21 protein-coding genes and 1 pseudogene are annotated in these 25,830 nt (G+C 68.1%); 15 read left to right on the top strand and 7 right to left on the bottom strand.

Annotated features, from left to right (window positions below):
- The first annotated feature begins 1,203 nt into the window (after positions 1-1,203).
- From GA0115242_RS39040 to GA0115242_RS39055, 4 genes are all read left to right on the top strand, one after another.
- Positions 1,204-2,115, top strand: coding sequence for a hypothetical protein (locus GA0115242_RS39040; RefSeq protein WP_093836393.1), 912 nt, complete (start codon positions 1,204-1,206; stop codon positions 2,113-2,115).
- A gap of 643 nt (positions 2,116-2,758) precedes the next feature.
- The gene (locus GA0115242_RS39045) at positions 2,759-4,324 is read left to right on the top strand and encodes a DUF4331 domain-containing protein (protein WP_370672355.1); all 1,566 of its coding nucleotides are present in this window, start codon (positions 2,759-2,761) and stop codon (positions 4,322-4,324) included.
- 81 nt (positions 4,325-4,405) lie between these two features.
- Positions 4,406-5,710, top strand: a complete 1,305-nt coding sequence (locus GA0115242_RS39050; RefSeq protein ID WP_093836395.1) for a tetratricopeptide repeat protein — start codon at positions 4,406-4,408, stop codon at positions 5,708-5,710.
- Positions 5,707-7,383: a nickel/cobalt transporter gene (locus tag GA0115242_RS39055; protein ID WP_176730007.1), complete on the top strand. Its 1,677-nt coding sequence runs from the start codon at positions 5,707-5,709 to the stop codon at positions 7,381-7,383. The genes GA0115242_RS39050 and GA0115242_RS39055 overlap by 4 nt, the downstream gene beginning before the upstream one ends.
- A gap of 463 nt (positions 7,384-7,846) precedes the next feature.
- Here the strand turns inward: GA0115242_RS39055 and GA0115242_RS39060 are convergent, their stop codons facing one another.
- The gene (locus tag GA0115242_RS39060) at positions 7,847-9,772 is read right to left on the bottom strand and encodes a hypothetical protein (RefSeq protein WP_141721927.1); all 1,926 of its coding nucleotides are present in this window, start codon (positions 9,770-9,772) and stop codon (positions 7,847-7,849) included.
- A 644-nt stretch (positions 9,773-10,416) separates the two neighbouring features.
- Here GA0115242_RS39060 and GA0115242_RS40465 point away from each other — a divergent pair.
- From GA0115242_RS40465 to GA0115242_RS39075, 4 genes are all read left to right on the top strand, one after another.
- Positions 10,417-10,755: a helix-turn-helix domain-containing protein gene (locus tag GA0115242_RS40465; RefSeq protein ID WP_141721929.1), complete on the top strand. Its 339-nt coding sequence runs from the start codon at positions 10,417-10,419 to the stop codon at positions 10,753-10,755.
- A 750-nt stretch (positions 10,756-11,505) separates the two neighbouring features.
- Complete coding sequence (locus GA0115242_RS39065) at positions 11,506-12,822, top strand: hypothetical protein (protein ID WP_256089858.1); 1,317 nt, start codon at positions 11,506-11,508, stop codon at positions 12,820-12,822.
- Positions 12,822-13,223 carry a hypothetical protein gene (locus tag GA0115242_RS39070; RefSeq protein ID WP_093836397.1) on the top strand — a complete coding sequence of 134 codons (402 nt, stop codon included), beginning with the start codon at positions 12,822-12,824 and terminating at the stop codon, positions 13,221-13,223. The genes GA0115242_RS39065 and GA0115242_RS39070 overlap by 1 nt, the downstream gene beginning before the upstream one ends.
- A gap of 262 nt (positions 13,224-13,485) precedes the next feature.
- On the top strand, positions 13,486-14,721 hold the full coding sequence (locus tag GA0115242_RS39075) for a hypothetical protein (protein ID WP_093836398.1): 1,236 nt from the start codon (positions 13,486-13,488) through the stop codon (positions 14,719-14,721).
- Between the two features lie 96 nt (positions 14,722-14,817).
- Here the strand turns inward: GA0115242_RS39075 and GA0115242_RS39080 are convergent, their stop codons facing one another.
- Positions 14,818-15,387 carry a peptide deformylase gene (locus GA0115242_RS39080; protein ID WP_093836399.1) on the bottom strand — a complete coding sequence of 190 codons (570 nt, stop codon included), beginning with the start codon at positions 15,385-15,387 and terminating at the stop codon, positions 14,818-14,820.
- An 11-nt stretch (positions 15,388-15,398) separates the two neighbouring features.
- On the bottom strand, positions 15,399-16,361 hold the full coding sequence (locus GA0115242_RS39085) for a helix-turn-helix domain-containing protein (RefSeq protein WP_093836400.1): 963 nt from the start codon (positions 16,359-16,361) through the stop codon (positions 15,399-15,401).
- A 148-nt stretch (positions 16,362-16,509) separates the two neighbouring features.
- Here GA0115242_RS39085 and GA0115242_RS39090 point away from each other — a divergent pair, with 148 nt between their 5' ends.
- The 7 genes and pseudogenes from GA0115242_RS39090 (at position 16,510) to GA0115242_RS39115 (ending at position 21,845) form a co-directional block, all read left to right on the top strand.
- The gene (locus tag GA0115242_RS39090; RefSeq protein WP_093836401.1) at positions 16,510-17,670 is read left to right on the top strand and encodes a vegetative cell wall protein; all 1,161 of its coding nucleotides are present in this window, start codon (positions 16,510-16,512) and stop codon (positions 17,668-17,670) included.
- Complete coding sequence (locus tag GA0115242_RS39095; RefSeq protein ID WP_176730008.1) at positions 17,667-18,371, top strand: hypothetical protein; 705 nt, start codon at positions 17,667-17,669, stop codon at positions 18,369-18,371. The genes GA0115242_RS39090 and GA0115242_RS39095 overlap by 4 nt, the downstream gene beginning before the upstream one ends.
- Positions 18,368-19,618, top strand: coding sequence for a hypothetical protein (locus GA0115242_RS39100; RefSeq protein WP_093836402.1), 1,251 nt, complete (start codon positions 18,368-18,370; stop codon positions 19,616-19,618). The genes GA0115242_RS39095 and GA0115242_RS39100 overlap by 4 nt, the downstream gene beginning before the upstream one ends.
- Positions 19,612-20,481 (top strand): glycosyltransferase family 2 protein, encoded by an 870-nt coding sequence (locus tag GA0115242_RS39105; RefSeq protein ID WP_093836403.1) that lies wholly within the window; start codon positions 19,612-19,614, stop codon positions 20,479-20,481. The genes GA0115242_RS39100 and GA0115242_RS39105 overlap by 7 nt, the downstream gene beginning before the upstream one ends.
- A gap of 44 nt (positions 20,482-20,525) precedes the next feature.
- The gene (locus tag GA0115242_RS39110) at positions 20,526-21,059 is read left to right on the top strand and encodes an AAA family ATPase (RefSeq protein WP_218088679.1); all 534 of its coding nucleotides are present in this window, start codon (positions 20,526-20,528) and stop codon (positions 21,057-21,059) included.
- Positions 21,060-21,162: 103 nt separating this feature from the next.
- Positions 21,163-21,279, top strand: a pseudogene (locus GA0115242_RS42230) (heavy metal transporter CzcB); the annotation flags it as partial.
- Positions 21,276-21,845: a flavoprotein gene (locus GA0115242_RS39115; RefSeq protein ID WP_093836405.1), complete on the top strand. Its 570-nt coding sequence runs from the start codon at positions 21,276-21,278 to the stop codon at positions 21,843-21,845. The pseudogene GA0115242_RS42230 and the gene GA0115242_RS39115, both read left to right, overlap by 4 nt.
- Before the next feature lie 27 nt (positions 21,846-21,872).
- On the opposite strand, the gene GA0115242_RS39120 is transcribed toward GA0115242_RS39115, so the two are convergent.
- The 4 genes from GA0115242_RS39120 to GA0115242_RS39135 all read right to left on the bottom strand — a co-directional run bounded on the left by GA0115242_RS39120 (position 21,873) and on the right by GA0115242_RS39135 (position 25,716).
- A complete protein-coding gene (locus tag GA0115242_RS39120) occupies positions 21,873-22,253 on the bottom strand; it encodes a hypothetical protein (RefSeq protein ID WP_093836406.1) in 381 nt (126 codons plus the stop codon).
- 101 nt (positions 22,254-22,354) lie between these two features.
- A complete protein-coding gene (locus GA0115242_RS39125) occupies positions 22,355-24,064 on the bottom strand; it encodes a relaxase/mobilization nuclease domain-containing protein (RefSeq protein WP_093836407.1) in 1,710 nt (569 codons plus the stop codon).
- A gap of 4 nt (positions 24,065-24,068) precedes the next feature.
- The gene (locus GA0115242_RS39130) at positions 24,069-24,497 is read right to left on the bottom strand and encodes a plasmid mobilization protein (RefSeq protein ID WP_176730009.1); all 429 of its coding nucleotides are present in this window, start codon (positions 24,495-24,497) and stop codon (positions 24,069-24,071) included.
- Between the two features lie 286 nt (positions 24,498-24,783).
- Positions 24,784-25,716: a DUF2637 domain-containing protein gene (locus GA0115242_RS39135; RefSeq protein ID WP_237549580.1), complete on the bottom strand. Its 933-nt coding sequence runs from the start codon at positions 25,714-25,716 to the stop codon at positions 24,784-24,786.
- Positions 25,717-25,830 lie beyond the last annotated feature (114 nt).

Raw genomic sequence — 25,830 nt, forward strand, 5'->3', positions numbered from 1 at the left:
CATGCCGACGAGCTGACGCACGCGATTCCGTCCGCGCACGGGGGAGACGGGCCGGGGCGGCGCCACCGCACTATCCGTGCGGGTGCGCCGCCCCGGTGCCGGGGGGCGATGCCGTCGCCACTCAGGGCGACCCGCTGAAGAGTGCCCCCCCACCGCGGTCTTCAGGCGATGACCTGCACGCTGATCCTGTTTTCTGCCTGACTGGCACTCTGATCGCGCGGTCTGCGCCCGAAGCAGCAGAAATTCGATGGCAGAGGGCGTCTTGCGGACGCGGAAAAAGGGAGACGCCCTCCAGGGGGCTGGATTCCGGATTCGATTATCGGGAATCCGGGGACGAGTCGCTGTGAGAACGTGACGATCCGTCGCCGATTCTGTTTGCCGCGCAGGCCGGGTCATGTGCTGCCGCTTGCGCTGGTGTCACTCGATCGAGTTAATCGAGTATCGGCGGCCAAGCCGCGTGCCGTGTCGATCCGGATTGCCATCGGAAGGCCCACTCCGGCGCGCGGTTTCCAGCCGTGAGGGCGGACGGGCCACACCATTCCGGCTCGCGGCCGTTTACGGGGCGGCTCGAACCGGAAGATCCCCATGACCATGAGCGGCGGTCCTGGGGATCCGCGCGGGTGGCGGATTCGGCACCGCCACCCGCAGCGACTCTCCCGTCGGCACCCGGGCAAGGACCGGGCCGCCGAGTTCATCGCCGTGGGCGGGTGGCCGAACGTACGACCCGGTCGAGGAGCAATCTCTTTGCCGCCTCTGCGGGCGACAGCGAATTCCTCTGCGATATCGAGCCCCCTGCGGCCGGGTCGAGAAGATGACGCTCCCGAGTCCGGTCACGTCTCCACCGATTATTGGCCGGGGAGCGATGCGGACGCGTGGTCCTTGAAGCTGGTATCACCGCTTGCGTCATTCCGCGTACCGGGCGGTGTGCCGGGCCTTATCGCGTACCCGGCGGCCGTGCACGCCGTGCGCGGCGGCCGGTGTCGCTGACAGCAGAGAACGGAGCCGGACACCGGCCTCTTGCCGTCCGTGGCCTCGGGAGCAGGACGCCACCCATCCAGCCCATCACTCTGAGCGATAGGTCGTCGCTTGCTGTAGTGATGGAGGGAGCGCCCCGCACTCCAGTGCGACGCGCAGCCCGTGCCCGAACCAACCGGGGCTGTCCTCGATTCCGGCCGTCGGGCGTCATCAAAGGAGATCACCAGGATGAGTGACATATCGCGGCGACTTGCCCGCGTTACCGCCCTCGGCTCCGCTCTCGCCCTCTCAGGTCTGGCGACCGGTGGCCTCGCCCTCGCCGAGGGGGCCGGGGACACCGCCGATGCCCAGGGGTTCGGGCCGGATCCCACCGGCGGTCGCACCGTCCAGCCGCTGAAGAATCAGTGCACCACGGGAGAACCCCAGGACCTCTGCCGCAACATCGGCGTCACCGACGGGTGGTTCCAGGGCAAGACCATCAAGTTCCTCTACACCCAGAACTTTTTCTGTGACCCCGCGATCGCCTCCGGCGCGCCGAGCAAGTGCGAGGCCGGAGCCAAGTACCAGAACGTCCCGCCCGGCACCACCTCGGCCAAGTTCACCGACCCGCTCTACATCCCCGTCCCGCTGTTCAAACCGGCGCCGAAGGCCCTTCAGTGCCCCGCGAACGTGCCCTGCGTGGACCATCCGACCACCATCGATCTCTCACGTCTCGCCGCCGCTCTCAAGATGCCCGCCTCGGCACTGAAGAACACCGAGCTGCCCGGCCACGACCACATCATCACCGACCGGAACAACAACCGGCCCGAGTGGTGGCCTGTCTACGTGGTGGCCGTCACCGACCCCGGATCGTTCGCCAAGATCCAGGAGGGCAAGAGCTTCGACACCGTCAAGAAGCTCGCCGCCAACCCCAACTCCGGTGTCAGCCAGCCCATACCCACCAACACCTTCCTCTGGTTCCAGACCCTCCCCGGAACCAACGGCTCCACCCCCGCGCCGTCGGGGGCCGTCGCGGCCGGAGGCGGTGGAACGCAGAGTCTGCCCAGCGCCGGGCTGGTCACCGCCGCGGCAGCCCTCACCGTGGGCAGCGTCGGGGCCGTTGCGATGAGCCGCCGCAGGAACGCCACCGTCCGGACCTGACCCCCGGCCGGTGAACGCGGGGACCACAGGCCACCACGGCGTCCCGGCCGTGGTGGCCGGCACGTGCCGTGGACGCCGACACCCGTACCGGCCGAGGCGGAAAACACGCACCCAACGGGACGACGGGGCCGCCTCCGCCTCCGGCCGCCACCGTTCACCCTTCGCGGACCCGGGGGACGCAGGCGTCGGACGCAGCGGACCGCCAAGGCGCCAGGGCATCGTGCGCAGAGGGCGACCAGGGCGTCGAGCGCACCTCCGGCCGCCGCCCTCTCCGGCCGACCGGCGCGACCCATGCCGCGTTCTCGTTCGGGTCAACCACCACCCGGTGTCGCAGTCGTTCTCCCAGCCGCCCGCCGTGCCCGCGGCAGCGGCCCCTGCCTGTGCGTTTGCTGTCAGCGCACGGTCCGTTGCCCGGTGACGCGCGCGGGAAGGGGGAGAAAACCGGACCGTCCGTGTGCTTTCCTCCTTTCGCGCAGCGATGCGCGGTGGTGTGTCCCGGGCCGGCAGTCCCCGTTGCCTTTCCTGTCGTCCCCGGACAGCGCGAGTCCGCTCGCCACGGTGCCGACCGTCAATGCCACCCACCCCTGCTTCTCTCCTGCCTGCGGCAACGCGGCGGAGGAAGCTTCCGTGTGGAAGGAAGACTGTGAAGGCAACGACCGCCGCCGGGCCCCGCTCCCGGCGCGCCCTGGACCACTCCCTTCTGGTGCTCGGCACCAGTGCCCTGGCGACCGCGCTCGGGGTGCTGACCCTGGCGCCCGGCGTCAGCCAGGCGTCCAGTCACCGCGAGGCGCCTCTCATCGCCGGCGACCCGCGCGCGGACAACACGGACGTGTACGCGTTCACCAGCCCCGACAAGGCCGACAGCGTCACCCTCGTCGCGAACTGGATCCCGTTCGAGGAGCCCAACGGCGGACCGAACTTCTACGCGTTCGCGGACGACGCCCGCTACAACATCAAGATCGACAACAACGGTGACGGCAAGGCCGACGTCACCTACACCTGGTGCTTCCACAACCAGACCCGCGACGCGGCGAACCAGTTCCTCTACAACACCGGCCCGGTCACCTCGCTGACCGACCCGAACCTGAACTTCCGCCAGGTCTACGACCTCGTGGTCACCGAGAACGGCAGGAGCAAGGTCCTCAAGTCCGGTGTGCCGGTGGCACCGTCACGTGTCGGCCCGGCCTCCATGCCGAACTACGGCGCGCTCAGGGCGCAGGCCGTCCGTTCCGTCGGGGGCGGGATCAAGACCTTCGCGGGACAGGCGGACGACCCGTTCTTCGCCGACCTGAGGGTCTTCGACCTCCTCTACGGCGGCAACCTGTCCGAGCGTGGGCAGGACACCCTCGCCGGGTACAACGTCAACTCCGTCGCCCTCCAGGTCCCCAAGAAGGCGCTCGCCCTCCGCGGCAACAGCACCCGCAACCCGGTCGTCGGCGTCTGGTCCACCACCGACCGCAAGGGGGTGCAGATCTCCGACTCGCGGACCCGGCACGACACCTGGCGGCAGGTCTCGCGCCTGGGCAACCCCCTGGTCAACGAGGTCGTCGTCCCGCTGAAGTACAAGGACGCGTTCAACACCCTCAACCCCGACCAGGACCGCACCGTCAAGCCGGTCGTGGACAAGGTCTACGACCCGATCCTGCCCAAGCTGATCCAGAAGGTCTACGGGATCCCCGCCCCGGCGACGCCCCGCAACGACCTCGCCGAGATCTACCTGACCGGCATCTGCAAGGCATGCGGCCCGATCAAGGCCGACCTCAACGCCCACCGGCTCAACAAGGACGCCGACCTCCGCAGGATCGTCCCCGCCGAGGAACTGCGCCTGAACATGGCCGTACCGCCCGCCGCACGGCCCCAGCGGTTGGGCGTTCTCGCCGGTGACCTGGCCGGATTCCCCAACGGCCGACGCCTCACCGACGACGTCATCGACATCTCGCTCCAGGCCGTCGAAGGCGCGGCCCAGACCGGCAAGCTCGTGCCCGCGCTCGCCGACGGGGACAAGGTCAACGCCAACGACCTGCCCTTCGGCACGTCGTTCCCCTACCTGGCGCTGCCGCACACCAAGTCCGTGAACAGCCGCTCCGGCGGTGACCGCGCGCAGCAGTCGTCGCTGAGGACCGCCCACGCGGCGGGTATCGGCGCGCTCGGCTCCCTGATGCTGGGTGTCGGCGGCTGGCGGCTGCGCCGCCGGAACAAGACCAGCTGACGCCTGAGTCCACAACGCCGTTCGCCCGCCGGTGCCCGACCTGCTGTGGTCGGGCACCGGCCGCACCGGCAGGGAGCACCCATGCCCACACCCCCTCCGTCGAGGCTCCGCAGTATCGCCGTCGTCCTTGTCCTGGGCGCGGCCATGTTCACGATCGGCGCCCTCGGACTGGCCCCGGACGCCAACACCACGCCTGCCGACGCCCACCGGACAGCCGCTCCCCGAGGCTCCGTCGAAGCCCTGCGGGAACGTGTCCGGACAGTCCCCGCGGACGCCGCCGCCTGGTCGGCCCTCGGCCTGGGATACGTCCAGCAGGCCCGCGCCACAGCCGACCCGGCGACCTACGCGCGCGCCGAGACGGCGCTGCGCCGTTCCCTGGCAGCCCAGCCGGACGACAACACGGGCGCGCAGATCGGCATGGGGGCGCTCGCGGCGGCCCGCCACGACTTCCCGACGGCACTCTCCTGGGCCAGGAAGGCGACCGCGAGCGCTCCGTACGACCCGGTCGGCTACGGCGTCCTCGCCGACGCCTACACCCAGCTCGGCCGCTACCCCGACGCCTACCAGGCCGTCCAGCGCATGAACGACCTGCGCCCGGACGCACCCGCTCTGGCCCGCGCCTCGTACACGTTCGAACTGCGGGGCAGGACCGGCGAGGCGGTCTCGCTCATGCGGCGATCGCTCGACGCCGCGTCCACCCCGGGCGAACGGTCCTTCGCGCACGCCGTCCTGGCCACGCTCGCCCTCCAGAGCGGCCGGCCCCGTCAGGCGCTGCGGGAGGCGGAGACCGGGCTGCGGGCGACGCCGGGTGACTCCGCCCTCCTGGAAGCACGGGCCCGCGCCCACGAGGCCCTCGGCCACACCGGACAGGCCGTCACCGACTTCCGGGCCGCCGTCGCCGTCGCGCCACTCCCGCACTACCTGCTCGGCCTGGGCGAACTCCAGCAGTCCCTGGGCAACGACACGGAGGCCGAGGCCCAGTACGCGGTCCTCCGCGGACAGGAAGCCGTCCGGCGCTCAAGCCACGCCCCCGCCGACACCGACGCCATCCTCTTCGAAGCCGACCACGGCGACCCGGAACAAGCCGTGGCCATGGCCCGACAAGCCCTGGGAAAACGCGAGTTCATCGCGATGCACGACGCCTGCGCATGGGCACTGCACCGAGCGGGACGCGACAGCGAGGCACTGCGCCAAGCAGACCAGGCCCTCGCCCTCGGCACCCGCAGCGCCCTCTTCCGCTACCACCGGGCCGTCATCCTTCACGCCCTCGGCGACGACGACGCGGCCCGCACGGACCTCACCACCGCCCTGCGCACCGAGCCCCACTTCCATCCCCTGCACGCCGCCGAGGCGCGTGCCCTGCTCCAGCGGATCGACAGCGCATGAACCATGGTTTCCCTCGCCTCACCTTCACCGCGGCATCGGCTCTCCTGGCCTGCGCCGGCGCCCTCTCCCCGGCAGCCGCCGCACCGGGCCGCCCCGCCGCCCACCCCCTGGGCAACTTCACCGTCAACTACCACACGGGCCTCACCCTGCGCCCCGACCGGATCGACGCGCGAGTGATCGTCGACCGCGCTGAGATCTCCACGCTCCAGGAACGCCCCCTCGTCGACCGCGATCACGACGGCCGTATCGATCCCGCGGAGACGCACGCCTACGCAGAGGCCAACTGCTCCGCAATGGCCCGAGAACTGCGTCTCGACGTCGCGGGTACACCCGTCGGGTGGAGCGCGGTCTCCACCGCGCTCACCTACGAGAAAGGTGAAGCCGGCCTGGAAACAAGCCGCCTGGCCTGCACCTACACCGCTCCGGCAGAACTCACCAGCCCCACCGGACTCGACCTGCGCACGTCCTACGACAGCCGGCGCGTCGGCTGGCGCGAGATCACCGTCCGGGGGGAAGGGATCCAGGTCTCCGGCACCGCTCTGCCCGCCGACTCCCCCACGGACGAACTGCGCCACTACCCCCGCGACCCGGCGACCGCACCCCTCGACCAGCGTGCCGCACACGTCAGTTGCCGCCCCGGGGAGGACGCGTCGGTGGCCACCCCGGCGACAGCCGCGACGACGGGATGGCCGGACCGGGTTCAGGCGAAGGCGTCAGCGGCCTTCGACTCGCTGGTCGGCACCCGTGAACTCACGCTGCCCATCGGCCTGTTGGCGATGCTCCTCGCCGTCGTCCTCGGGGCCTCGCACGCTGTGCTCCCCGGACACGGCAAGACCATCATGGCCTCCTACCTCGCCGGGCGCCGGGGCACCCGGCGGGACGCGATCACCGTCGGCGCCACCGTCACCCTCACCCACACCGGCGGAGTGCTCCTGCTGGGCCTCGTACTCCCGGCCGCCACCCACCTGGCCGGCGAAACCGTCCTGACCTGGCTCGGAGCGGCGAGCGGCCTGATCGTCACGGGCATCGGAGGCTGGCTCCTCGTCGGAGCGGTCCGCAACCGTCCCCGCCACGAACACCACCACCATCATCATCACGGGCACCACCACGACGAGGGGCACCACCAGGACGGGCGCCACCGTCATCACCACCACGCCCACGAGCACCACCATCACCACCCCGGGGACACCGCCGAGGCACTGCTGCCGACCGCCCGCAACCCCCACACCTCCGACCCCGCGCGCCCGAGCGGACACAACGTCGCTCTGGCCACCCTCCCCACGACAGAACGCGCCGTCACCCACGCGCATCACCACCCCGCGCCGCGCCGCCTCGGCCGCGGCGGACTGGTCGGCATCGGTATCGCGGGCGGCCTTGTCCCGAGCCCCTCCGCGCTCGTCGTCCTCCTCGGAGCCGTAGCCCTGGGACGGACGGTGTTCGGAATCTTCCTGGTCCTCGCCTACGGCCTCGGCATGGCCGCGACCCTCACCGCGGCAGGACTCCTCCTCGTACGCCTGCGCGACCGTGTCGAAGCCCACCTGCAACGCCACACGACCGCGGGCCGGGAACGCGCCCTGCGTCTGCTCACCCGCCTCGGACCCGCCGCGACGGCCCTCTTGGTCGTCTGCGTCGGCCTGGGACTCACCGCGCGATCAGCCCTGGGAATCGACTGAACGGCACGGCCGCCAGCGACTTCTGGCGGCTCGGCGCCATTCCGTGATCAAGGAGATGCAGGGGACGCGATGGTCACGCAGTGCGGTCCATGAGGAACAACCACACCGGGGGAGCGTCCCCATGAATCGCGGGAGACGCGGGCACCGGAGACGCAGAAAGGGTCTGACCCGCGATGCGGATCAGACCCTTGACCTGGTGTTCCAGCTGTCGGGGTGGCGGGATTTGAACCCACGACCTCTTCGTCCCGAATGAGGTTCGGGTGCTGATCTTGCCAGCGCGGATGATGTTTTACCTGGTCAGCGCGTTGGTTTGCCGTGGCCTCGGGTGGTCTTGAAGGGGCTCGGGGAGCGGATCGGCTCCCCGATGGCTCCCAAATGGCCTTGGCTAATCGTCTTTGGGTCCGTCCTCCCCGCCCTGTCAGTGGAGACCATCGGCGGCCACCAGTTCAACCCCCTTGCCACTTCACTCGCGATCGGGGCCAACGGCTGCGAGGTCACTGGCGGCTCTTCGCTGGCTGGGGACAGCCGAAGGGCTGGGCGGCGCATCTGGAAGTGAAACCGGACGTGCCCTGGTCAGACCGATCAGCGCGATTGCCGCAGCAACCAGGACAACAGCAGCGAGTGTCCCTCCGGGAACCGTCGTCCACGCAGGGACACTCGAGCTCGGCGGGCCCTCCGAGGTCAGTGCAGGAAGGCAGGCCAGGAACCCTGCGCCGGCAACCCAGCGTCGCCGAACCCGATAGCCGGAACCTGCTGCGCCAGCAAGGATGGCGAGAATCATGGCGGCAAGCATGGGCGCACCAGGCGATCCGACGTTCCAAGCTGGCTGGAACTTGGACAGTAGGCTCAGCCCCAGCGCCCCGAAGAAGGCGAACACGGCGCCGATCGCCAGCGCCATCGTCGTAGCGATTCTGCCATCGGGGACCACGATCCTTACTGGCGGCGTTGGCCGCGGCTCGCCGCGCAGTTCGGAGTCGAGCATGGCAACCAGTTCTCGATGACTCCGGCGACCTCGCCAGGTGAATACGGCGCTGAGGACGAGTGTTGCCACCACCAGCGGTTGCCAGTTTCCAACAACCGCCTCGACGATCGTCGCACCGTGAGCAATACGAGGGAGCAGGGTGGCGGATGCCACCCACAGCATGAGCACCCCTTGGAAGCAGCGCCGCCGATCATGTTGTTTCCGCAAGGCTCGTTCGTAGCGGGCGACCGTTTCCATCCACCGCTTTGCGCCGAAGCTGCGGGATGAAGATTCGATGTCAGTAAGCAGGCCGGCTGCCAGACGGCGCGGTAGTAACCCATTGCTGTCGAAGTACTTTGTGTGATCGCCCAGCGGATGACCGAGGACGGGTGCGGCTTCCCGCTCCACGCCCTGCGGGAGAGTTGGCAGCAGCATCCTCCCAACCATGTCGTGATGGCTGCTGTACTCCTCCCACTTCAGCTGCTTTGTCCCCTTGGTCGGCGGCAGGGCGAAGATCGACTTCGCGTTGGGGCGGATACGGAACCTGATGATCAGGCCGCACGTAAGGCTCAGTGTCGCGCTCACCGTCATGGCGACCCACCGTTCCCAAGACATGTCGCCCACGAGCAGGAGGCCGGACTGCATCCGCTCCATCGACTCGACTACGCCGTGCAACATATCGGTGCTGAACTGGGGGGACTGTGCGCCCAGCGGCACCGCCATGGAAGAAACAAGCACTTTCACCTGCATCAGCATGCTCGCCGCAATCTCTGAATTACTCGGCTCGATGAGCGGCGAAGCCCCCCAAGCCAGACAGAGGGACGCGACGGGCAGCATCCATGCCACGGCGCAGACGAGCGGCCGCTTGATCTGCTGGAGAAGCCAGATGGGCTTGAGGCCGGACCCGACGCCCACCAGCCGAATCACTTTCGACTGATTACGGCCCCCGTCGCGGGCCATGAGCTGGTGGGCCAGAAAGCCTCCCTGTGAATGAGCGATGATCACGACCTTGTCGCAATGCGCCCGCATCCAGCGCAACCGCTCCTCCAGGAAGGCGAGTAGCTTCTCTCGCTCCTGACTCCGCGCAACAGCGGTAATGACGTGGTCTCCGACGTTCAGCCGCGTGCTCAGCAGAACGATTAGAACGGCTGCACAGCTGACGGTCCACCAGGTGTGCTCCAACAGCAGTGCCGTAAACGCCGCCAGGAGTACGACCAGAGTCAGGAACCGCCACCCTATGCGGGCAATGTGGCGAAAATCTGGACCGAAAAGGAAGGCGCCAGGCCGCAGCCCCTCGAGAAGGGAGCGCGCCAAGGTCCTCTTTGGCGAAGGCTCAGTCGGCGCCCAGAAGTTGCGGTCGCGGCGGTCTGGTCCGATCAGCAGCAGTGCTGCAGGCAGGCTCAGCAAAACGTAGCCGATGGTCAGCAACCAGCGGAGATACCACGGGGGCCGACGGAAACGGTCCGCCCATACTGCCTCCGCAATGAGCACTGTTCCCCTCTCCTGCCCGGGACCGGTGATACCGACAGTTGCGTGGGCAGGGGTACCCAGGGGCCACTCGGTAGAGCTCTCCCTGCACTCCGGAGTCTCAGTCCAGGTGACTGAAGACCCGCCGTGGGCCTTCTCGATCGGATCCACGATGCCCCTGCCCATGAGGTGCAGGACGGAACGGTCGGAGCCGATGCGCCGATGCTGGTTGCCGACCCCATGGATGACGAGGTAACCGACGCGGGGCTCGTCCACGCTTCGGCTGGGCCGCCTAGGTCTCGGTGGAGCCTTCGTCCGCCCCGTCTTACTCGCACCATTCCGACTGTGACGCCGTTGTGTCCGCTTCACTCTTGGCTCCTCGCCTTTCATGCCCGACAGGAGCGATCATGGGGCACGTTGACAACCACCCGCATCCGTACAGATACTCAAAGTGACGTTTGGTGCTGGATCAGTGGGGGAGAGCAGCGGAGCCCGGTGTCAGGAAGGTGTTGCGGCCCGACGGCCGAACCGATGTCACAGTGGGCGGACGAGAGTTGAGCTTGTCGCCATTGACTCCTCCTGCTCTGAGATTGCGCGGTGCGAGCATGAGTTCTGAGGGGCTCAAGATGGCCTACGGTCGCTGCCTGATCGGCCGCCGTTCAAAAAAGAAGCTTTGCGACCCTCGGCGCAAGCGGCGGATGACATACCCCGAGGCAGCCCGAGAATTGCGCGTCAGCGAGAACTGGCTGCGGGCCCACATCATGGAGCTGCCGCACGGGAAGATCGGCAAGTTTGTATACTTTACCGAAAATGATCTCGAATGTATCGATGAGATGTTCCATCGCGAGCCGATTGTGCAGTCGGCACGGCCGGTAACGCGACATCCACTCGCGGAACTGAAGCCCAGCTCACGATCGCGCCCCGGGGCGAGCCCCAGTTCGTGAGCGCGGTCTGCTCCATGGCCAGCTACGCGCTGGTGGTCGGCGACGGACGCCAACGGTGCAGCTAGGCAGGGAAAACTTGCAGGTCGTGCATCGGAAGCTGCCTACTTTTCCTCTCATTCACAAGTGGATCTTCACGGGCCTTTGGTCTGCCTTAGCTGAGCATATTTCGGCCATTCCTCCGCGTACTACGGCCCGTTGTGCTCAATGTCGCTTTTGCGGTCTGGCGGTCTCCGCCGTTCGCCGTGAAGATGCCCGCCGTAAGTGAGAACGGGGGAACGTATGGGAGCTGCCTGGGGCACCAAGGCCCGGGAGAGGAAGAGGCAAGGGGGGTGGGGCGCCGACCAATGGCCGGGTATCCCAACGCAACGGGCACCGCACCGAGCTGATACCCCTCGGCCTGCTGAGGTCGAACCGACTGCCACCGAGGTGACGAGGCTTCTGTGTCAAGCGGTGTACGCGCGGCCGGACCGGGCGAAGCAACTCAAGTCGTGGTGGCGCAAGTTGCGTGGCAAAAGCGCGCCCGCGAAGAGGCCGCGTCGTAGCACGCGTCGGCCCATCTACCTGGAGGGCAGCGACGACTGCCCTCCGCTGGGTGAACCGACGGCTCAGTGGGTTGTCGACCATGTACTAAACGGCCCGCCGACTCCCGTGCCGTCCTATGGGTTCGATCTTGTCCCCGTGGCGAGGCACAGTGTGCGTGCGCGCCGAAGAAGGCGCCTACGGCGTCTGTGCTTCCTGCTGCTTCTGGCAGTGGTCGGATACGTCACTCCTTGGGCGACAGCGATCTGGCTGGGCGCAATCGCGATCGCCCTCACCATGAGGTGGGCAGCGTTTCGAGCCCAGCGCAAGCAGAAGCGCAACAGCCGATTGGCCCGTCGCCCACGTCTGGCATACCTACCTCTCGTTATCCCATGGCTGCTCGCGCTGGTGCCTTACGACTCGGGTGAGGACATGGTGTCGGCAACGCGTCTTGGCCTGGCCGTAGCGCCGTTCGGCTTTCTCGCCGGGATGGCGGTGGTCTATGCCGGGGACCGGCTATTTGCGAGATCCGCGCTGTCTGTGTTGAGCCGCAGCAAGGTCTCCCGTGATGCATTGCCGTGGGCGACGCCGAAGGCCGCCCGGAGGATATTCGTGCTCGGAGAGGAGCAGGAGGGACGTCTGCTGCCCTACGACGCTTCGCAGCACTTCATCGGTGCGGGCCGTGATCATTGGGGAGCCGCCCACATCAACATCCCTCTAAAGCCCCAAGACCCTGAGGAGCCGGTCAAGTCCTTCGGCGAAGCCGAACTGCTGCGGCGTGTAGGTGCCGCACTTGACGAACTGGGACGTGGCGTAAGGGAGATCACGGACCCTCTGCCAGGGTTCTCCATGGAGCGGGTGCTCGGGCTACCGTCCCACCTCTGGTTACAGCGGACCCGGGAAGGAAACGGGGAAACCCCGGACCTGACGGGCAGGGGCCGTAAGTCGCCATCTAGTGAGCCGGAACGCCTCTACCTGCGCGCGCAGTGCATCACCTGGAACGGCCAGGTTGTGGTCAGCGTCTTCGTACACGCTGCTTTGGAAGCAGGCGAGTTGAGGCTGACGGTGCGACCACACGTGATGACCCCGCTCTACAACGAGCTGAAAGTGACAGATGCCCCTGCCGGGCAGCGCGGCATGCGGCTGTGGAGATGGGTAACGGTCCAGGCTCTCCTGGATGCAGCTGTCGGCCCGCTCACTCTATGGCGACGGGTGGCCCGTGTCGGACTCGGCGAGAGCATCGAGAGTCACGTAGACGAAGAGGACCCGGTGAGCCTCAGGGACCGGTACTCGACCGAGGAAGTCACCGATATGCACCAGAGCGACGACGCCAAGCGCCACGTCGTCCTCATAGAGACCTGTGTCTTCCGCACGGTTGCCTCCTATCTGCGCGACCGGGGCATCGACACCACCGCGTACGACCAGCAGGTAGCCGCCGTGACCAACAACATCCAGATCTATGGCGACAACAACGCGCCCATCCAGAACGTCGTCGGCAACGGCAACAGCAACATTGGACAAGGCCCCTCTAACCAAGGAGGAAAGTGATGGCCATCGGACGACGTCGACCGGACCCCACGCCCGAACCGGGGCACGGGTCAGGCATCAGCATCGGCGGCAACAACATCGCCCCACTCCAGAACGTCGTGGGGCAGAACATCTCACGCGTGTACCAGGCTGCATCGGCAGACGGGACCACCGACGTCGACGCCGTGCGGGCTCTCCTCATCGCGTTCCGCGAGGATCTAGACCGCAACGCGGCGGTTCTACAGCACGCAGAGGCGCTGAGGGCCATGGCGGGCACGGTAGACGGCTCGCTCACGGCCCCGGCCGAGAGCACGAGCACGTTAAGGGGGATCGCGCAGGCGCTGCCGGCACTGGTTCTCGGGACCGTTGTCCAGCAGAGCGGAGAGGCTCTTGCGCATGCCGTGAGCGGGCTGCTGAGCTGAACCCGAGGGTGCCTGGTCGAAACCTGGGGAAGGCTGTGCGCCGCAGTTGGTGCCCAAAATGGCCCCATAAACAACGCAGGGGTCCGGCCCGGTCTGCGGGTCAGGCACCTGACCTCAACTGCAGAATTGCCACGTTGCAAGGAGGGTGCTCCAACGCCGAGCAGCGATGTGTGCCCTGGCGGAACCCCGATCACGCTGAGGGGGACATCTGCGGAATCAAACCCGTTCACGTTCTTGGTAGGAGCACCGCAAGATAGGTGCCGTGGAAGACGAAAGCACCCCCTCCATCAGGCTCGTCACGATGGACCGCGCGGCATCGTGCACCATCTTCACCCGCTCGGATGGGAAGGAGGCCCGGTTCCCCTTGGACCCCTCCCCGTTCGAGGACACGAGCGTGATTGCCAGACTGGACTTCAGTCCAGCCTTGGCAGCCCTCCTCGCTACCACCCTGAGCGGCGATCAGGTCCTTTTCGAAATGCCGCTTGCGGGGGCTGCTGAACAGTTGGCGGGACGGCTCGTCGTCTACCTCGACCAGAACCAGTGGAGCTTGCTGAGCAACGCTTCCCACGGTGCGCCGACGAGCAGCGAGGCGGATCGAGCCGCTGCGCTGAGACTCGGGGAATGGGTGGACCAGCGCCGGATCGTCTTGCCTGCTTCTGCTGGTCATTACTACGAGACCGGCAAACGGTTCAGCACCGATAAGCGCTACGACCTCGGGTTGACGATCCTGCAGTACAGCCGGGGTTGGCAGATGCGTGATCCGCTACAGGTCCGGCGAAACGAGATTCACGATGCCTTTTGCCACCGACTTGATCGGCCCGATAACAAGCGTAGCGCCCCGGTCTTCACTCTCGACTCGGATGCTCTTCACTCCTCTACCCGCATTGCTGACGGTGTTGCTGAGATGTCGTCAGTGTTCCAGGATCACTTTGTGTTCCAGCCCGAGGCGCTAGTCGCTGCCTCTGGCTCCATCGATGCCATGCTTGACACCCAGAGGGTCGGGGAGGGGCCGGACACCGGGTGGACCGCGGTAAGCCAGCGGTTCAGTGACTGGCTGGATGAGCTTGATCAGGACTCTCAGCAGAAGCGCAGGGTCGTTGACATCCACCTCGTGACAGATCTGCAGCGGGAACTTGCCGAGGAGGCAGCTGCGGCCGATGTCTCGAAGGAACTGTTCCGGCGCTGGGGCTTCAAGGGCTGGGTGCGGGCCATTGGTGAGTCTCCGGCCGTCGGCCTCTTCCGGGAGATGCTTCAGAGTCGGCACCTCAACAAGGGGACGAGGTGGCGCCCTAATGACCTGACAGACATGATTTACCTGTCCTGCGCGGCCGGATACGCGGACTTCGTCGTCTGTGAGAAGCACATGCGCGATCCGTTGCAGCACGGCCTCAAGCGCATGGGACGTTCGACGCCCGTCTACCGCCGGCTTGCTGATGCCGTAACGGACATCGAAAGGGCCCTGGAAACAAGATCCGTCCGTGCCAACCCCATTGAGTAGGGCTGGACGCTCCTTAGCTCCGGCGTTCACTTGGCGCCACAGTTCGCACGTTCCGCCTGTGCTGACCTGGTATAGAGCCCACGTCGTTGTGGGACCTCAGGATCGCTCGTAGGCCCACGCCTGACCGGTCTGGCGGTACTCCTCGACCGGGATCGGGACGACCCCGTCCTTCATGCGGGCCGTGTAGACGAGGCCGTCGAGGTGGTCGATCTCGTGGTGGATGAGCCGGGCGAGGCCGCGCTCGTAGACGGTGGTGACGGTCTCGCCGGTGAGGGTCGTGGTCTCGACGGTGATCGTCAATGGTCGCGGCACGAGACCGCGTACGTCGAAGAAGCTGAGGCAGCCCTCGTAGTGTTCGTCGGTCTCCTCGGAGCGGGCGGTGATCTTCGGGTTGAGGAGGATGACGGCGGGGGCGTTCGCAGGGGGCTGCACGACTGCTGCGGCCCTGCCGATGCCGATCTGTGGGGCGGCGATGCCCATGCCCTTGGCGAAGGGGTGGACCTGGCCGATGCGGTCCAGGGCGGCGAACAGTTCGTCGGTGATGCGCTCGGCTTCGTCGCGTTCGGCGGGCAGGCTGAAGGCGCGGGCCGTTTCGTCCAGGATGCCGGCGCCGCGCTGGACTACTCCGAGATCGCGCATGCGCTGGCTGGGCCGTACGTCGGTCACCTGAACTCCCCTTAATTTATGTCCTGTTCGGGCCTGGCCCGGAATCGCCACTCCAGACGGTACCGAGCGTGCAGGGCGGGTGTCGCTGTGATCCAGGTGAACTGCCTCAGTTCGCCTGCGTCGCTGCGGATGGGCGGGGTGCGCAGCGGGGACGCTTCGGCGGTCATGGAGGTCTCGGTTCCCCAGACGACCGGATCCAGGTGTGCGGGGAAGGCGAGTTGGACTTCGAGCTGTTCGGTGGGAAGGCGGACGGCGCGCTGGAACCAGTTGCCCCACTTGTCGTCCCCGACGGTGTACGCGTACTCGATCCACACGGATTCGCCGGGGTAGAGCGGGAAGCGCCCACGCTCGTTGTCGAACAGCAGCCAGACTTCTTTGAAGGCGTCGCGGTCGTGCTTGGCCTGCCGGCGCATCGTCTCGCCGCGACAGGTCGCCGTGAGGTCGAGTTCGTCCCAGGTCAGCGGATGAGCCCGGTAGTGGGTGTTGGAGCGTTCTGGATTTCCGGGGTAGCGGTCGACGGAGATACGGATCAGGTAGCGGGTGATCGGTTTGGTGCCGGTGTTGCGCAGCAGTCTGCGCATGGTGAGGCGGTAGGCGCTGCCGTCGTACTGGAGCAGGGCGGCGTCGTGCTCGACGACAAGAGCGGAACCGGTGGCGTACGGCTGCTCGGTCCTGGAGGAGGTCGGTGCCGGCACGGCCGGTCGGTTGGTTGCGCGAACGCGGGCTTGCTCGTAGTCGCCCCACCGACGCCAGATCGCCTTTCCGGCGTTCAGCGCTTCGTCGGCGAGGCGGGCGAACTCCTCGCTGGGCTTGTGGCGGCCTGATTCCACGTGACTCACGTAGGACGGGTCGAAGCCCATGGCCCGTGCGAGGGCGCGCTTGGACATGCCGCGTACTTCCCGCCACCTGGCTACCTCGGCCGCGAAGCCCTCGGCCGCCTGCTCGACGGTGATCTCCTCGCTGTGCGCGTCCATCGAAGCTCCGCCCCGCGTCACTTGTTGGTGAGCATGAATGAACCGTGAGTGATCCAAGTTCATCATCCCGTCACGGTGCCCGTCACCGCTTTCCTTCCCTCAGCGGCCCGGATCGACCCGTCCGGGCAGATGAGGGAGGCGACATCCCATGCGTGTGCTGTACCTGCTGAACATCTCTAACCCTGACCGCCTGTCGGCGGATTCGGGGTGGATCTTCGCCGACTTGCTGGCGCCGGCCTTGGTGGACGCCGGCGCCGAGGTGGCCGTCGCGGCCCCGGCCGCCGCCGGTGACTCCCGCTGCGGCTTCCGGCAGACGAAGACGCCCGGGACGAAGTACCGGGCCCGCTTCTCGAACGATGTCGACGAGCTCGTCACGTTGATCCGGTCGGAGCGGCCGGACGTGGTGGTGGCCAACCAGATCGAGGAGGCGCCCGCAATCCGTACCGCGCTGCTGGAGGCCGGAGTTGACGCACTGCTCGCCGGGTACTGCCACTACCTCCCCTTCTCCTTCAACAGCGGTGGTCAGCTGCTGCTCGACCCGTCCCTGAACGACGCGGGGCTCGGCCGGCCGGTGCAGCTGGCGTTCGCCGCCGGTCTGGCCGCCTGCGACCGCGTGATGGTGCACTCCTCCACGGCCGCTTCCTGGGTGTCCGCGGCAGCCACCCGTATGACCGTGGATCTGGGCGACCGGCTCCGCGTGGTTCCGGCCCCACGGGACGAGCGGCTGGTGCGCGATCCTGCCGCTACCAGCTCCGACCTCAGCTCGGACAGCAAGATCGGCATCTACAACCACCGGCTCTACGCGCACTACGGAACCGACAAGTTTGTCCGTATGGCGCGCGACCTGACGGAGTCCGGCAAGGTGCGACTGAGGGTGATGGACCTCTTCGGAGACCGCCGGGCCGAGCGCAAAGGGCTGGACGACAGCCCGGAGTGTATGCGAGACCAACTGGCCGCTCTCCCGCACGTCCAGGTGGTCTCCGATCGCGGCGACCGCACCCGCTACAAGCACCTGCTGGCCGGCGCCCGCTTCGGCATCGCCCCGTTCCGGCACGGCTGCCCCTGGTCGATGAGCGTGATCGACTGCCAGGGCATGGGCCTGCCGGTCATCGCACCCAGGCTGGGCTGGCTGGCCGAACACATCGATCCCGAGCTGTGCTTCACCGCGCCCGAAGAGGCAGTAGCCCTGGCCGAACGCCTCGTCATGGATGACGAGTTCCACGCCCTGCACGCCAAGCGCGCGTACGCCTCCACTCACGACTTCACGCCCGCGCTCATCGCCGCCCGGTACCTGGAGGCGATCTCGTGACCGGCTTCGACGCGGTCTTCCTGTCCTACGACGAGCCGATGGCCGACTCCCTGCACTCCCGACTCCAGCGGACACTCGGCGGCACGGTCAAACGTCTGCACGGGGTGCACGGCATGCGCAGGGCCTACCGGCTGTGCGCTGAGGTCGTCGACCACGAGCACTTCTTCCTCGCCGACGGTGACTTCGCCATCAACACCGACTTCGATCCGTCCGCGGTCGAACCGCTGGATGAGGGCATCTCCATGCGTGTCTGGCAGGCGGTCAATCCCGTCAACGGTCTGATCTACGGCTACGGCGGACTGAAACTGATCCGCCGCAGCGCACTGCGCGACATGGGCGCGGCCGTGGATGTCCTCGCAGCTTTGCCCGGCCGCATCGAGTTCGCCCGTCAGAACGCTGGGATCACACGGTTCAACCAAAGCCCTCTGCACGCCTGGAAGGCGGGTTTCCGTGAGTGCGCCATGCTCGCCCGCGGCAGCGAGTACGGGATGGCCGACGACGATGCCCGTCAGCGGATGAAGGCGTGGACGGGCAGCCGCACCGGCGATTTCGCCGACTTTGCCGCCGTCGGGGCGAGCGAGGGGATCGAGTTCGCCCGGGAGGCGGCCCGCGACTCGCGGCAGTTCGACCACCTCAACGACCCCGCGTGGCTGTGTGAGCGCTTCACCGCTGCGCACGGGGACCAGGTGATCTCGGGATGAGTGAGCCACTCGTACTCATCGAGCCGTACGCCCATCGCATGGGCGGACACCACCAACGCACCCTGATCGCTCTCGCCCGGGCCCGTCCCGGGAGCGTGGTGATCGCTCCGAACGGGATCGCGGCCGATGGGGAGACGGCCTTGCTGGAGACGGGAGCCCGCACGCTCGCGGGTCCGCACGGGGCCACGGCGGGTACGCTCCTGGCCTTGGCCAGGCTGGCGACTCGCGTTTCCGCTGTCGGCCAGTGGGCCTTCCGACCCCGCAGGTGGCCTCGCCGGCTTCGGCGGCTACCGCACCAGATCACGCTCCTCGCCCGCTGTCTCACCGAAGCGTCCGCCCTGCGCATCTCCCGACAGCAGGCGCCCGGTGCTGACGCGGTCGTGATCCTCACGGCGAGCGAGGCTCTGCACGGGCTGGCGACGCTCTTGGGCGGCCAGCCGCACCTGCGGTTCGTGCACGAGCAGGTCACCACCGAGGACCTGCTCGTGCGAGTGCTCGGCCGGCTCGCTCACCGAGGTGAGCAACGGACGATCGCGGTGTGCCCGACACAGGCCGTGGGCCGTCAGCTCTCTACATCGTTCCCTGACCTGCCTGCGGTCATCAGTCCGTACGCCGTGGATGACGGCCAGGGCCTCACCGACGTGGAGCGCGACGGCGGCCGAGTGGCCTTTGGCATCCCGGCAGCGGAGGCGGTGGTGTGCCTGGTCGGCGGCTGGTGGCCGTCCAAGGACATCGACACGGTCGACAAGGCTCTACCCCGGCTCAAGGAGCCCTTGCATCTGGTGGTTGTCGGCACCCCGCTCGACGAGACGGTTCTGGGGCGCTGGCGCAGCTTGCCGGGTCTGCGCGTTCACACGGTGCCTGGCCCCGTCAGTGAGGCCGTTCTGCGTCTTGTGTACGCGGCCGCCGACGTAGCCCTCGTCACCCGCCTCCCCGGCACGGGCAAGGAATCGGGCCTGGTCATGGACGCCGCACGCCTCGGGGTTCCCCTGCTCGTCTCGAACCATGACCCCGCGCTCACCAGCCGTCTGGACGGACTGCCCTGGGCCCGGATCTTCCCCGCCGGCGAACCTGCCGCCCTCACGGACGCGCTGCACACGATCATCCGCATGCCGCCCGCCCGGCCGGGCCCCGAGGCACCGGAGCAAGTCGGGATGCGCTCCGCCGCGGAGCAGGCCGACTTCCTCACCCACACCTTCGCCTCCCTGGAAAACGCGGAGCCGCGACCGAGGAGCGCCGAATGCTGACCGCACCGCCCGCACTGATCGCCGTCATCGGCCCCATCGAGCCGCCGCTCCTCACCGCCTGGGTCCGGCACTACCAGCAACTGGGCGTCGAGCGGTTCCTGCTCGCCTTCCACTTCCCCGAGCACGTCTCTCCCGTACTGCGACGTGACCTCCAGGCCACCGTCCGTGGATGCGGCATCGTTCCCATCGGGACCAGCGTCGGTCCGTGGCACGAGCACACCAACACCCGGCTCAGAGACGCACTACGGCATCGCGCCGGGCCCGGCTGGCACCTGCTCGCCGACGCTGACGAATTCCAGCAGTACCCAGCGGATCTCACCGACGTCATGGCTCGAGCCGACGCCGCCGGACACCGCGCCGTCGGCGGTCTCATGCTCGACCGAGTCGCGGCCAGCGGACGCCTTACTGGCTGGCGCCCCGAAGGCGGCGTCGATCGCGCGTATCCCCTCGGCGGCCATCTCACCCACCGCCTCCTGCGGGGAGACCCCCGCAAGGTCGTTCTCGCCCGCCACGACGTCGCCGTGGCATCAGGCAACCACCGAGCTCCGGATCATCGGCCCGATCCCGAGCACCTCTGCGCTGTCCACCACTTCAAATGGCGCGCCGGTGTCCTGGATGATCTGCGCCGTCGGGTCCAGCACTTCTCGTCCGGCGTCTGGCAGGAACACACTCCGGCTGTCCGCGATGAGGCCGGCCATCTCCTGGCCCACGTCGGACGCCACGGCGGTGCCATCAACGTGCGTGACCCCCGGTTCGCTTTCCGGCAGGTGACCTTGAACAGGATGCCGACGAGCTGGACCACGGAGGCCCACGGCATCTTCACCTCCTGGCGACCGCCACACGCGACCCCCCACCGCGGTTAGGAACAATGCCCGCTGACACACACTCGCCACAGAAGGGAAGCCTTGTGCCCCTCGCCGTTCTCCTGACCGGGCTGACCGGCTCCGGGAAGACCACCGTCGCCCAAGCTCTCGCGGCGCACGGCTTCACCCGGCTCTCCGTCGACGAGGAAGTCCACCGCCTGCATGGCCGCTACGGCGTGGACTACCCCGAGCACACCTACTTCGAGCGCGAACGCCCCGTCGTCGAGGCGATCCGGGCCCGCTTCACCAGGGAACTGCAGGCCGGTAACGACATCGTCCTCGATCACGGGCTCTGGCGCCGCGACGAGCGCGATGCCTGGCGAGACTCCGCCCGCCGAGCCGGAGGCCATCCGCGGGTCGTCTACCTCCCCGCCGACCGCGACGTGCTGCTCCAGCGCCTGGCCGAACGCAACCACCGTGAGGACGCCAACGCCCTCACGGTCACCCCTGAAGCCCTCGACGACTTCTTTGCCCGATTCGATCCGCCCGCTGAAGACGAAGACGTCGTCGTCTACGACGGGGATCCGGAGCGACTGGCGACGACACTGATGTCCGACCGGCCTAGTCGAGGCAACTGACTTCCGCCGGAATTCGACCTGCGTCGCCTTGTCTCCCCTGACAGCGTGACCGTTGACGCGAGCCGTGTAGGCGTACGCGCCCCCGTGTCCGCACTGGACATAGAAGGACATCCGCCGCCCGGCCATCCAGGAGTTGGTGGCCGACATGGCCGCGCTCGACCCCCGCCGTACGCTGCCTGAACTGCACCGCTTCAGTCGCCAACTGGGAGTCCCCGCGTGAGTGATCAGCCAGACCAGCAGACCGAGCCGAGCCAGAAGAAGCCCTTCCTGTACGTGGTCGTGTGCGCGTCCGGGATCGCCGGCGACGTGGGCAAGCTGATCACCGCGGCCCAGGAGGCGAACTGGGACGTCGGCGTCGTCGCCACCCCGCAGGGCCTCGGCTTCATAGACGCCGAGGCGGTCGAGGCACAGACCGGCTACCCGATCCGCTCAGCATGGCGGATGCCCGGTGACCCGCGCCCGCTGCCTCCTTCCGATGCCATCGCGGTGGCGCCGGCCACCTTCAACACGATCAACAAGTGGGCGGCAGGGATCTCGGACACCTTGGCGCTGGGCATTCTGTGCGAGGCGCACGGCAGGGGCATCCCCATCGCGGTCATGCCTCACCTGAACCGAGCCCAGGCCGCCCATCCCGCGTACGCGCGCAGCCTCGACGTGCTGCGCGAGATGGGCGTCCTGATCGGCTCGTACGAGCCCCACCAGCCGAAGGCCGGCGGAGGGGCCGACCGCTACCGCTGGGAGGAAGCGCTGGAACTGCTCACTCCCGGGCTGTCCCCGCGGGCCTGATCAGCGCCGCCGTGTCCGTGACGCCTTTCAGAAGGTGTACGGGGTGAACGGGAGAGCCGGTTCGATCACGAGGCGGAGGATGCGGTCGAGTTCGGCCCTATCATCGCTGGTCATCAGCTCGACCGCATTGCCGAGGTTCTTCTCGGTGAGCCGTTCCATGAACGGGGCGAGGAAGGTCTGGAGGGTGTCGGGGCTGTCCTCCTTCGTGCGCAGGTACTCCATGTAGCGCTGGTGCTGCGCGCCGAACTCCTCGAATTCGTCCTTGGTGGCGGAGAGAGCTGTTGCCTGCTCTGCCTCGGTGAACGGGCGTCCGGAGCGGTCGCTCCACGTCTTGGTGTCGGACCGGAGCTTGAAGTCAGCGCGGCACAGGAGGGTGACGATGTGCGGTCGGATTTCGGGCGAGGGCATGCAGGGGTTCCTTTCGGAGTTCGGGGGGTGAGGCCCAAATACTCCGGACAATCGCCGGTTTGGGTAATCGGCGATCGTCGGCTATGTTGCGCGCTCCTTGGTCAGCGTCGGCGCGATGGCGTCCGCGGTTGTAGGGGTGCGGCGGGCGTCGAGCGGTTTGGGCTGGTCGAGCCGGCGTAGCCGTGTGCGGCACTGCGAGCCCTTGCCGCCTGGGCCCGGGGGCTGGGGGCGTGACGCTCGCCCAGACGCCGGACGCGCCAGGTCAGTGCACGTGCGGGGCTGCGGGCGTCATACAAGGTGCGCTGGTCGAGCGCTTGGTCGAGAAGCGCGTCTGCGTTGTGCCCGGCGGCCTCTGCTTCGGCGAGCACGGCTGTGAGCGCGTCCCAGGCGGGGTCGCCCAGGATGCGCTCGGCGCGATCGGGGACCGCCTGCTGGAGGTGGCGGGCGAAGCGCTGCTTCATCTGGAGGCTGGGAGCCCGTTGCGCGAGGCCCGCCACGACCGGCTCGGCTGCCTGCGCGTACGCGATCTGCAGGTGGACAAGGGCTTGCTCGGCTGCTGCTTCCTGTTGTGCGTGCTGGTGCGTGCGGTGCCAGTGCATCGCGAACGCCACCGCCGTGAGCACGGCGTCCAGGAGCATCGTGAACCCGATTCCGTCACCGTCCGCGGGCTTCTCGCGCCAGATCGCTTGAACGCTGCGGCGCAGGACGCGGGAGCTGTCCAGGTCGGCCGCGATGCGGGAGCGGGTGGCGCGCTCGAAGGCGGATGCGACCTGTTCCAGCTCAGCCCTGACTGCGGCCGGTGCGGTGAACGACAGGATGTCCAGTGTCGCGCCGAGCGCGACCAGCTGGCCCTGGGCGGTGGGGTCGTCGCTGTGGATGAGGTGGTGGGGGACGCGTTCGGCGGCGGCTGTCGCCTGGCGCCACGGATCGGCCGGCGGGGCCGTCACGGGATCGGGGCTGGTGGTGGCGAGGCTTTTGCGGATCTTGGGCAAGGATAGGTCGGGGGCGAGCGCGGACCCCGAGTAGAAGACCGGCTCGCCCTTGTCGTTCGTGTCGGCGGGCAGGGCGAAGTTGCAGCCGAGTGCGTCGCCGGAGGGGCCGAGCTTGAGGCGTACGGTCACGCCCGTCGCCTCCAGCAGGGCGAAGAACTCGGCCTCGTCAGCTGCGGCGGCAACCGCGCGGCGCACTCGCAGACGGAGGACATCACGAGTAGCGGCGTCCTGTCCCAGGCGCTTGGCCTTGAAGTGCTCCTTGCTGGTGGGGCGCTTGGCGCCGGTGCCGTCGCCCTGCTTCAACCGCCTGAGCCCGTAGTCGACTTCTATCTTGCGGGCCGCGCGTTGGACGGCACGCTGGTCGTAGCCGCGTTCGGGGCGTCGGCCGTCCTGTCGTACGAGAGTGGCGGCGATGTGGATGTGGTCGTCGGCGTGGCGGACGGCGACCCAGCGGCAGGCTTCTTCGTCTCCGTCGGGGGCGATGCCGGCGGCGGCCACGATCCGGCGGGCGATGTCAGCCCATTGGGCGTCGGTGAGGATCGGGTCCTCGGGTGCGGCGCGCACGGGGCAATGCCACACGGTGTCCCTGGGCGCCTTGTCGCCCAGCATCTTCACGGGCTGGTCGAGTTGCGCGACGAGCTGGGCCATCACTTCCTTGGGGGCGCGATGGGGGCTGCGGCCGGGGTCGGGGGCGAAGCTGTTCCAGGAGGCCACGAGGTGCGGGTCGATGTGCTCGTTCGCCCGGCCTTTGCCGAAGAGGTAGCCGATCGTGCGGCGCGTGGCTGCTGGGCCCGAGCTGAGGATGATCTTGGGTATCACCTGATCACCGCCCCTCAGCGACCTGAGCGATGACGGTGTCCAGCTCGGCGACCGACGCATCGACGCGGTCCAGGAGTTGCTGGACGGTGGCCGGGTGAGGCCAGGCGCCGTCCTTGTGGAGGTGCCAGGTGAGCTGGTTGAGGTTGTTGCCGATCTGGCCGAGCTTGCCGTTGGCAGCCATGAGTGCCTTGATCATGGCGCGGTAGTCGGCGACGGCTGCGGTGGGATCAGCGGAGCGGGCAGCGGCGAGCGAGCACTCGGCCACATAGCCACCAGGCGCCATGCCGCTCAGGGCAGCAGCCTGCTTCACGAGGGCGAACTCGTCGTCGTTGTAACGCGGATGGAAGCGGTGCTTGCGGAACTGCTTGTCGCGCAGACGGCGGCGCTGGACGGGCTTCTGCGGAGTGCTCGGCGAGGACTTGCTGGCCCCCATCTCGGCTGGCACCCCCGGGCCGGCCGACTCCGGTGTCGCCTCGGCGCCGGACGCCTCCGCCCCCTGTGGGGCGGAGGTCGGGTAAGGACTCCTTACCCGACAACTTGCTGCGCTGTTGAGGCCGTCGGTCATCTCCTGCTGGTGGAGCGGTATTTCGTTGTGCGGGTCGTGCATGGGCTGGATCTCCGTGGGGTGCTGGGGGATGGGGGGCGCTGTAGTCGGGCCCCGTGCCTCCTCGCGCTCGTCGACACGGGGAGGCACAAGGGCGGCCAGCGCGAACGCTGGGTCAGGCCGTGCCGGACGGGGCCGTAGCGGGCTTCCTCTGCTGCTGTGGGGCGTCGCCGTCGAGTACGCCGAGAGGTTCGCCCTCGGGGCTGTCGTACGTGACGGGCTCGGGCAGGCTGGAGCGCTCGGCCCGAAGTTGGTCGCGCACGGCACGGGCGCGGTTCTGGCCGACGCGTAGTTCGTTGCGCAGACGCTCGGCGGTCAGCGAGTCGTCGCTCCAGGAGGCGGTCAGGATCCGTGCCTCCTCAAGGACTTCGGCCTCGGTGCGGAGGCGGTCGGCAGTCGGCTTGGCCGCGACGGGTACCCGACCGGTCGCCGGCCGGCGGAGGGTTCCGGTCGACTCCGCCACGGTGACCGATCGGGTTGATCGGGCCGTGGAGGCCGACTCGTCGCCCTCGGTCGGCTCCTTCACGGGCGCCGCATCGCGAGCCCCTTCGGGATCCGATTCGGCCAGGTCAGGCGCCGACTCGGAGGCTTGCGTGCCCGTGATCTGGACGGCCGACTCATCAGCGTGTTCGTCGGCCGACGGGCCAGGGGCTACTGCGGCGGAGTCGGCCGACTCTGGGGTGTGGTGCAGCACCTTCGCCACGAGGTCGGACCCGAAGTAGATCGACCCGACTGGGAGCGAGGTGGCCAGGAGTACGAGGGCCCAGTTCGCAGGGTCCCAGTCGGCCAGTCGGCCCCACCGGATCGACTCGCTGTGCAAGGCCGGTATGAGGCCGTGCACGTAGTTCAGCAGGAGGCTGGCGAGGGTGTACGTCGCCAGGACCCGAAGCGCGAACTTCCGATCGGGGCCGGTCAGTACGAGCGTGGCGATGAGCGCGAGGGCCATCAGCCCGTCGACCACGATCGGGTAGAGCAGTGCAGCGGTGGAATCGGCGCCGATGGCGCGGGCCACGTCGGACAGTGCGTTCCACGAGACGCGGAAGGCCATGAGTACGACGGCCACCAGGCCGAGGACGAGCGTGGTGCGGGCGCGTGCGCGGCGAGCCTCTCCAGGATCGGTGGCAGGGCGAGGTCGCGACTCAGTTGGGCGGAGGCGGGCGAT

Origin of the sequence: Streptomyces sp. SolWspMP-5a-2, from assembly GCF_900091845.1 — a bacterium.
In the GTDB taxonomy this organism is placed as follows: Bacteria; Actinomycetota; Actinomycetes; order Streptomycetales; family Streptomycetaceae; genus Streptomyces; species Streptomyces doudnae.

Excerpts from the sequence above, each read along its gene's own strand:
- GA0115242_RS39040 (WP_093836393.1), top strand. The coding sequence starts at position 1,204 with ATGAGTGACATATCGCGGCGACTTGCCCGCGTTACCGCCCTCGGCTCC.
- GA0115242_RS39050 (WP_093836395.1), top strand. The coding sequence starts at position 4,406 with ATGCCCACACCCCCTCCGTCGAGGCTCCGCAGTATCGCCGTCGTCCTT.
- GA0115242_RS39055 (WP_176730007.1), top strand. The coding sequence starts at position 5,707 with ATGAACCATGGTTTCCCTCGCCTCACCTTCACCGCGGCATCGGCTCTC.
- GA0115242_RS40465 (WP_141721929.1), top strand. The coding sequence starts at position 10,417 with ATGAGTTCTGAGGGGCTCAAGATGGCCTACGGTCGCTGCCTGATCGGC.
- GA0115242_RS39070 (WP_093836397.1), top strand. The coding sequence starts at position 12,822 with ATGGCCATCGGACGACGTCGACCGGACCCCACGCCCGAACCGGGGCAC.
- GA0115242_RS39085 (WP_093836400.1), bottom strand. The coding sequence starts at position 16,361 with ATGGACGCGCACAGCGAGGAGATCACCGTCGAGCAGGCGGCCGAGGGC.
- GA0115242_RS39090 (WP_093836401.1), top strand. The coding sequence starts at position 16,510 with ATGCGTGTGCTGTACCTGCTGAACATCTCTAACCCTGACCGCCTGTCG.
- GA0115242_RS39100 (WP_093836402.1), top strand. The coding sequence starts at position 18,368 with ATGAGTGAGCCACTCGTACTCATCGAGCCGTACGCCCATCGCATGGGC.
- GA0115242_RS39105 (WP_093836403.1), top strand. The coding sequence starts at position 19,612 with ATGCTGACCGCACCGCCCGCACTGATCGCCGTCATCGGCCCCATCGAG.
- GA0115242_RS39120 (WP_093836406.1), bottom strand. The coding sequence starts at position 22,253 with ATGCCCTCGCCCGAAATCCGACCGCACATCGTCACCCTCCTGTGCCGC.
- GA0115242_RS39130 (WP_176730009.1), bottom strand. The coding sequence starts at position 24,497 with ATGGGGGCCAGCAAGTCCTCGCCGAGCACTCCGCAGAAGCCCGTCCAG.
- GA0115242_RS39135 (WP_237549580.1), bottom strand. The coding sequence starts at position 25,716 with ATGGCCTTCCGCGTCTCGTGGAACGCACTGTCCGACGTGGCCCGCGCC.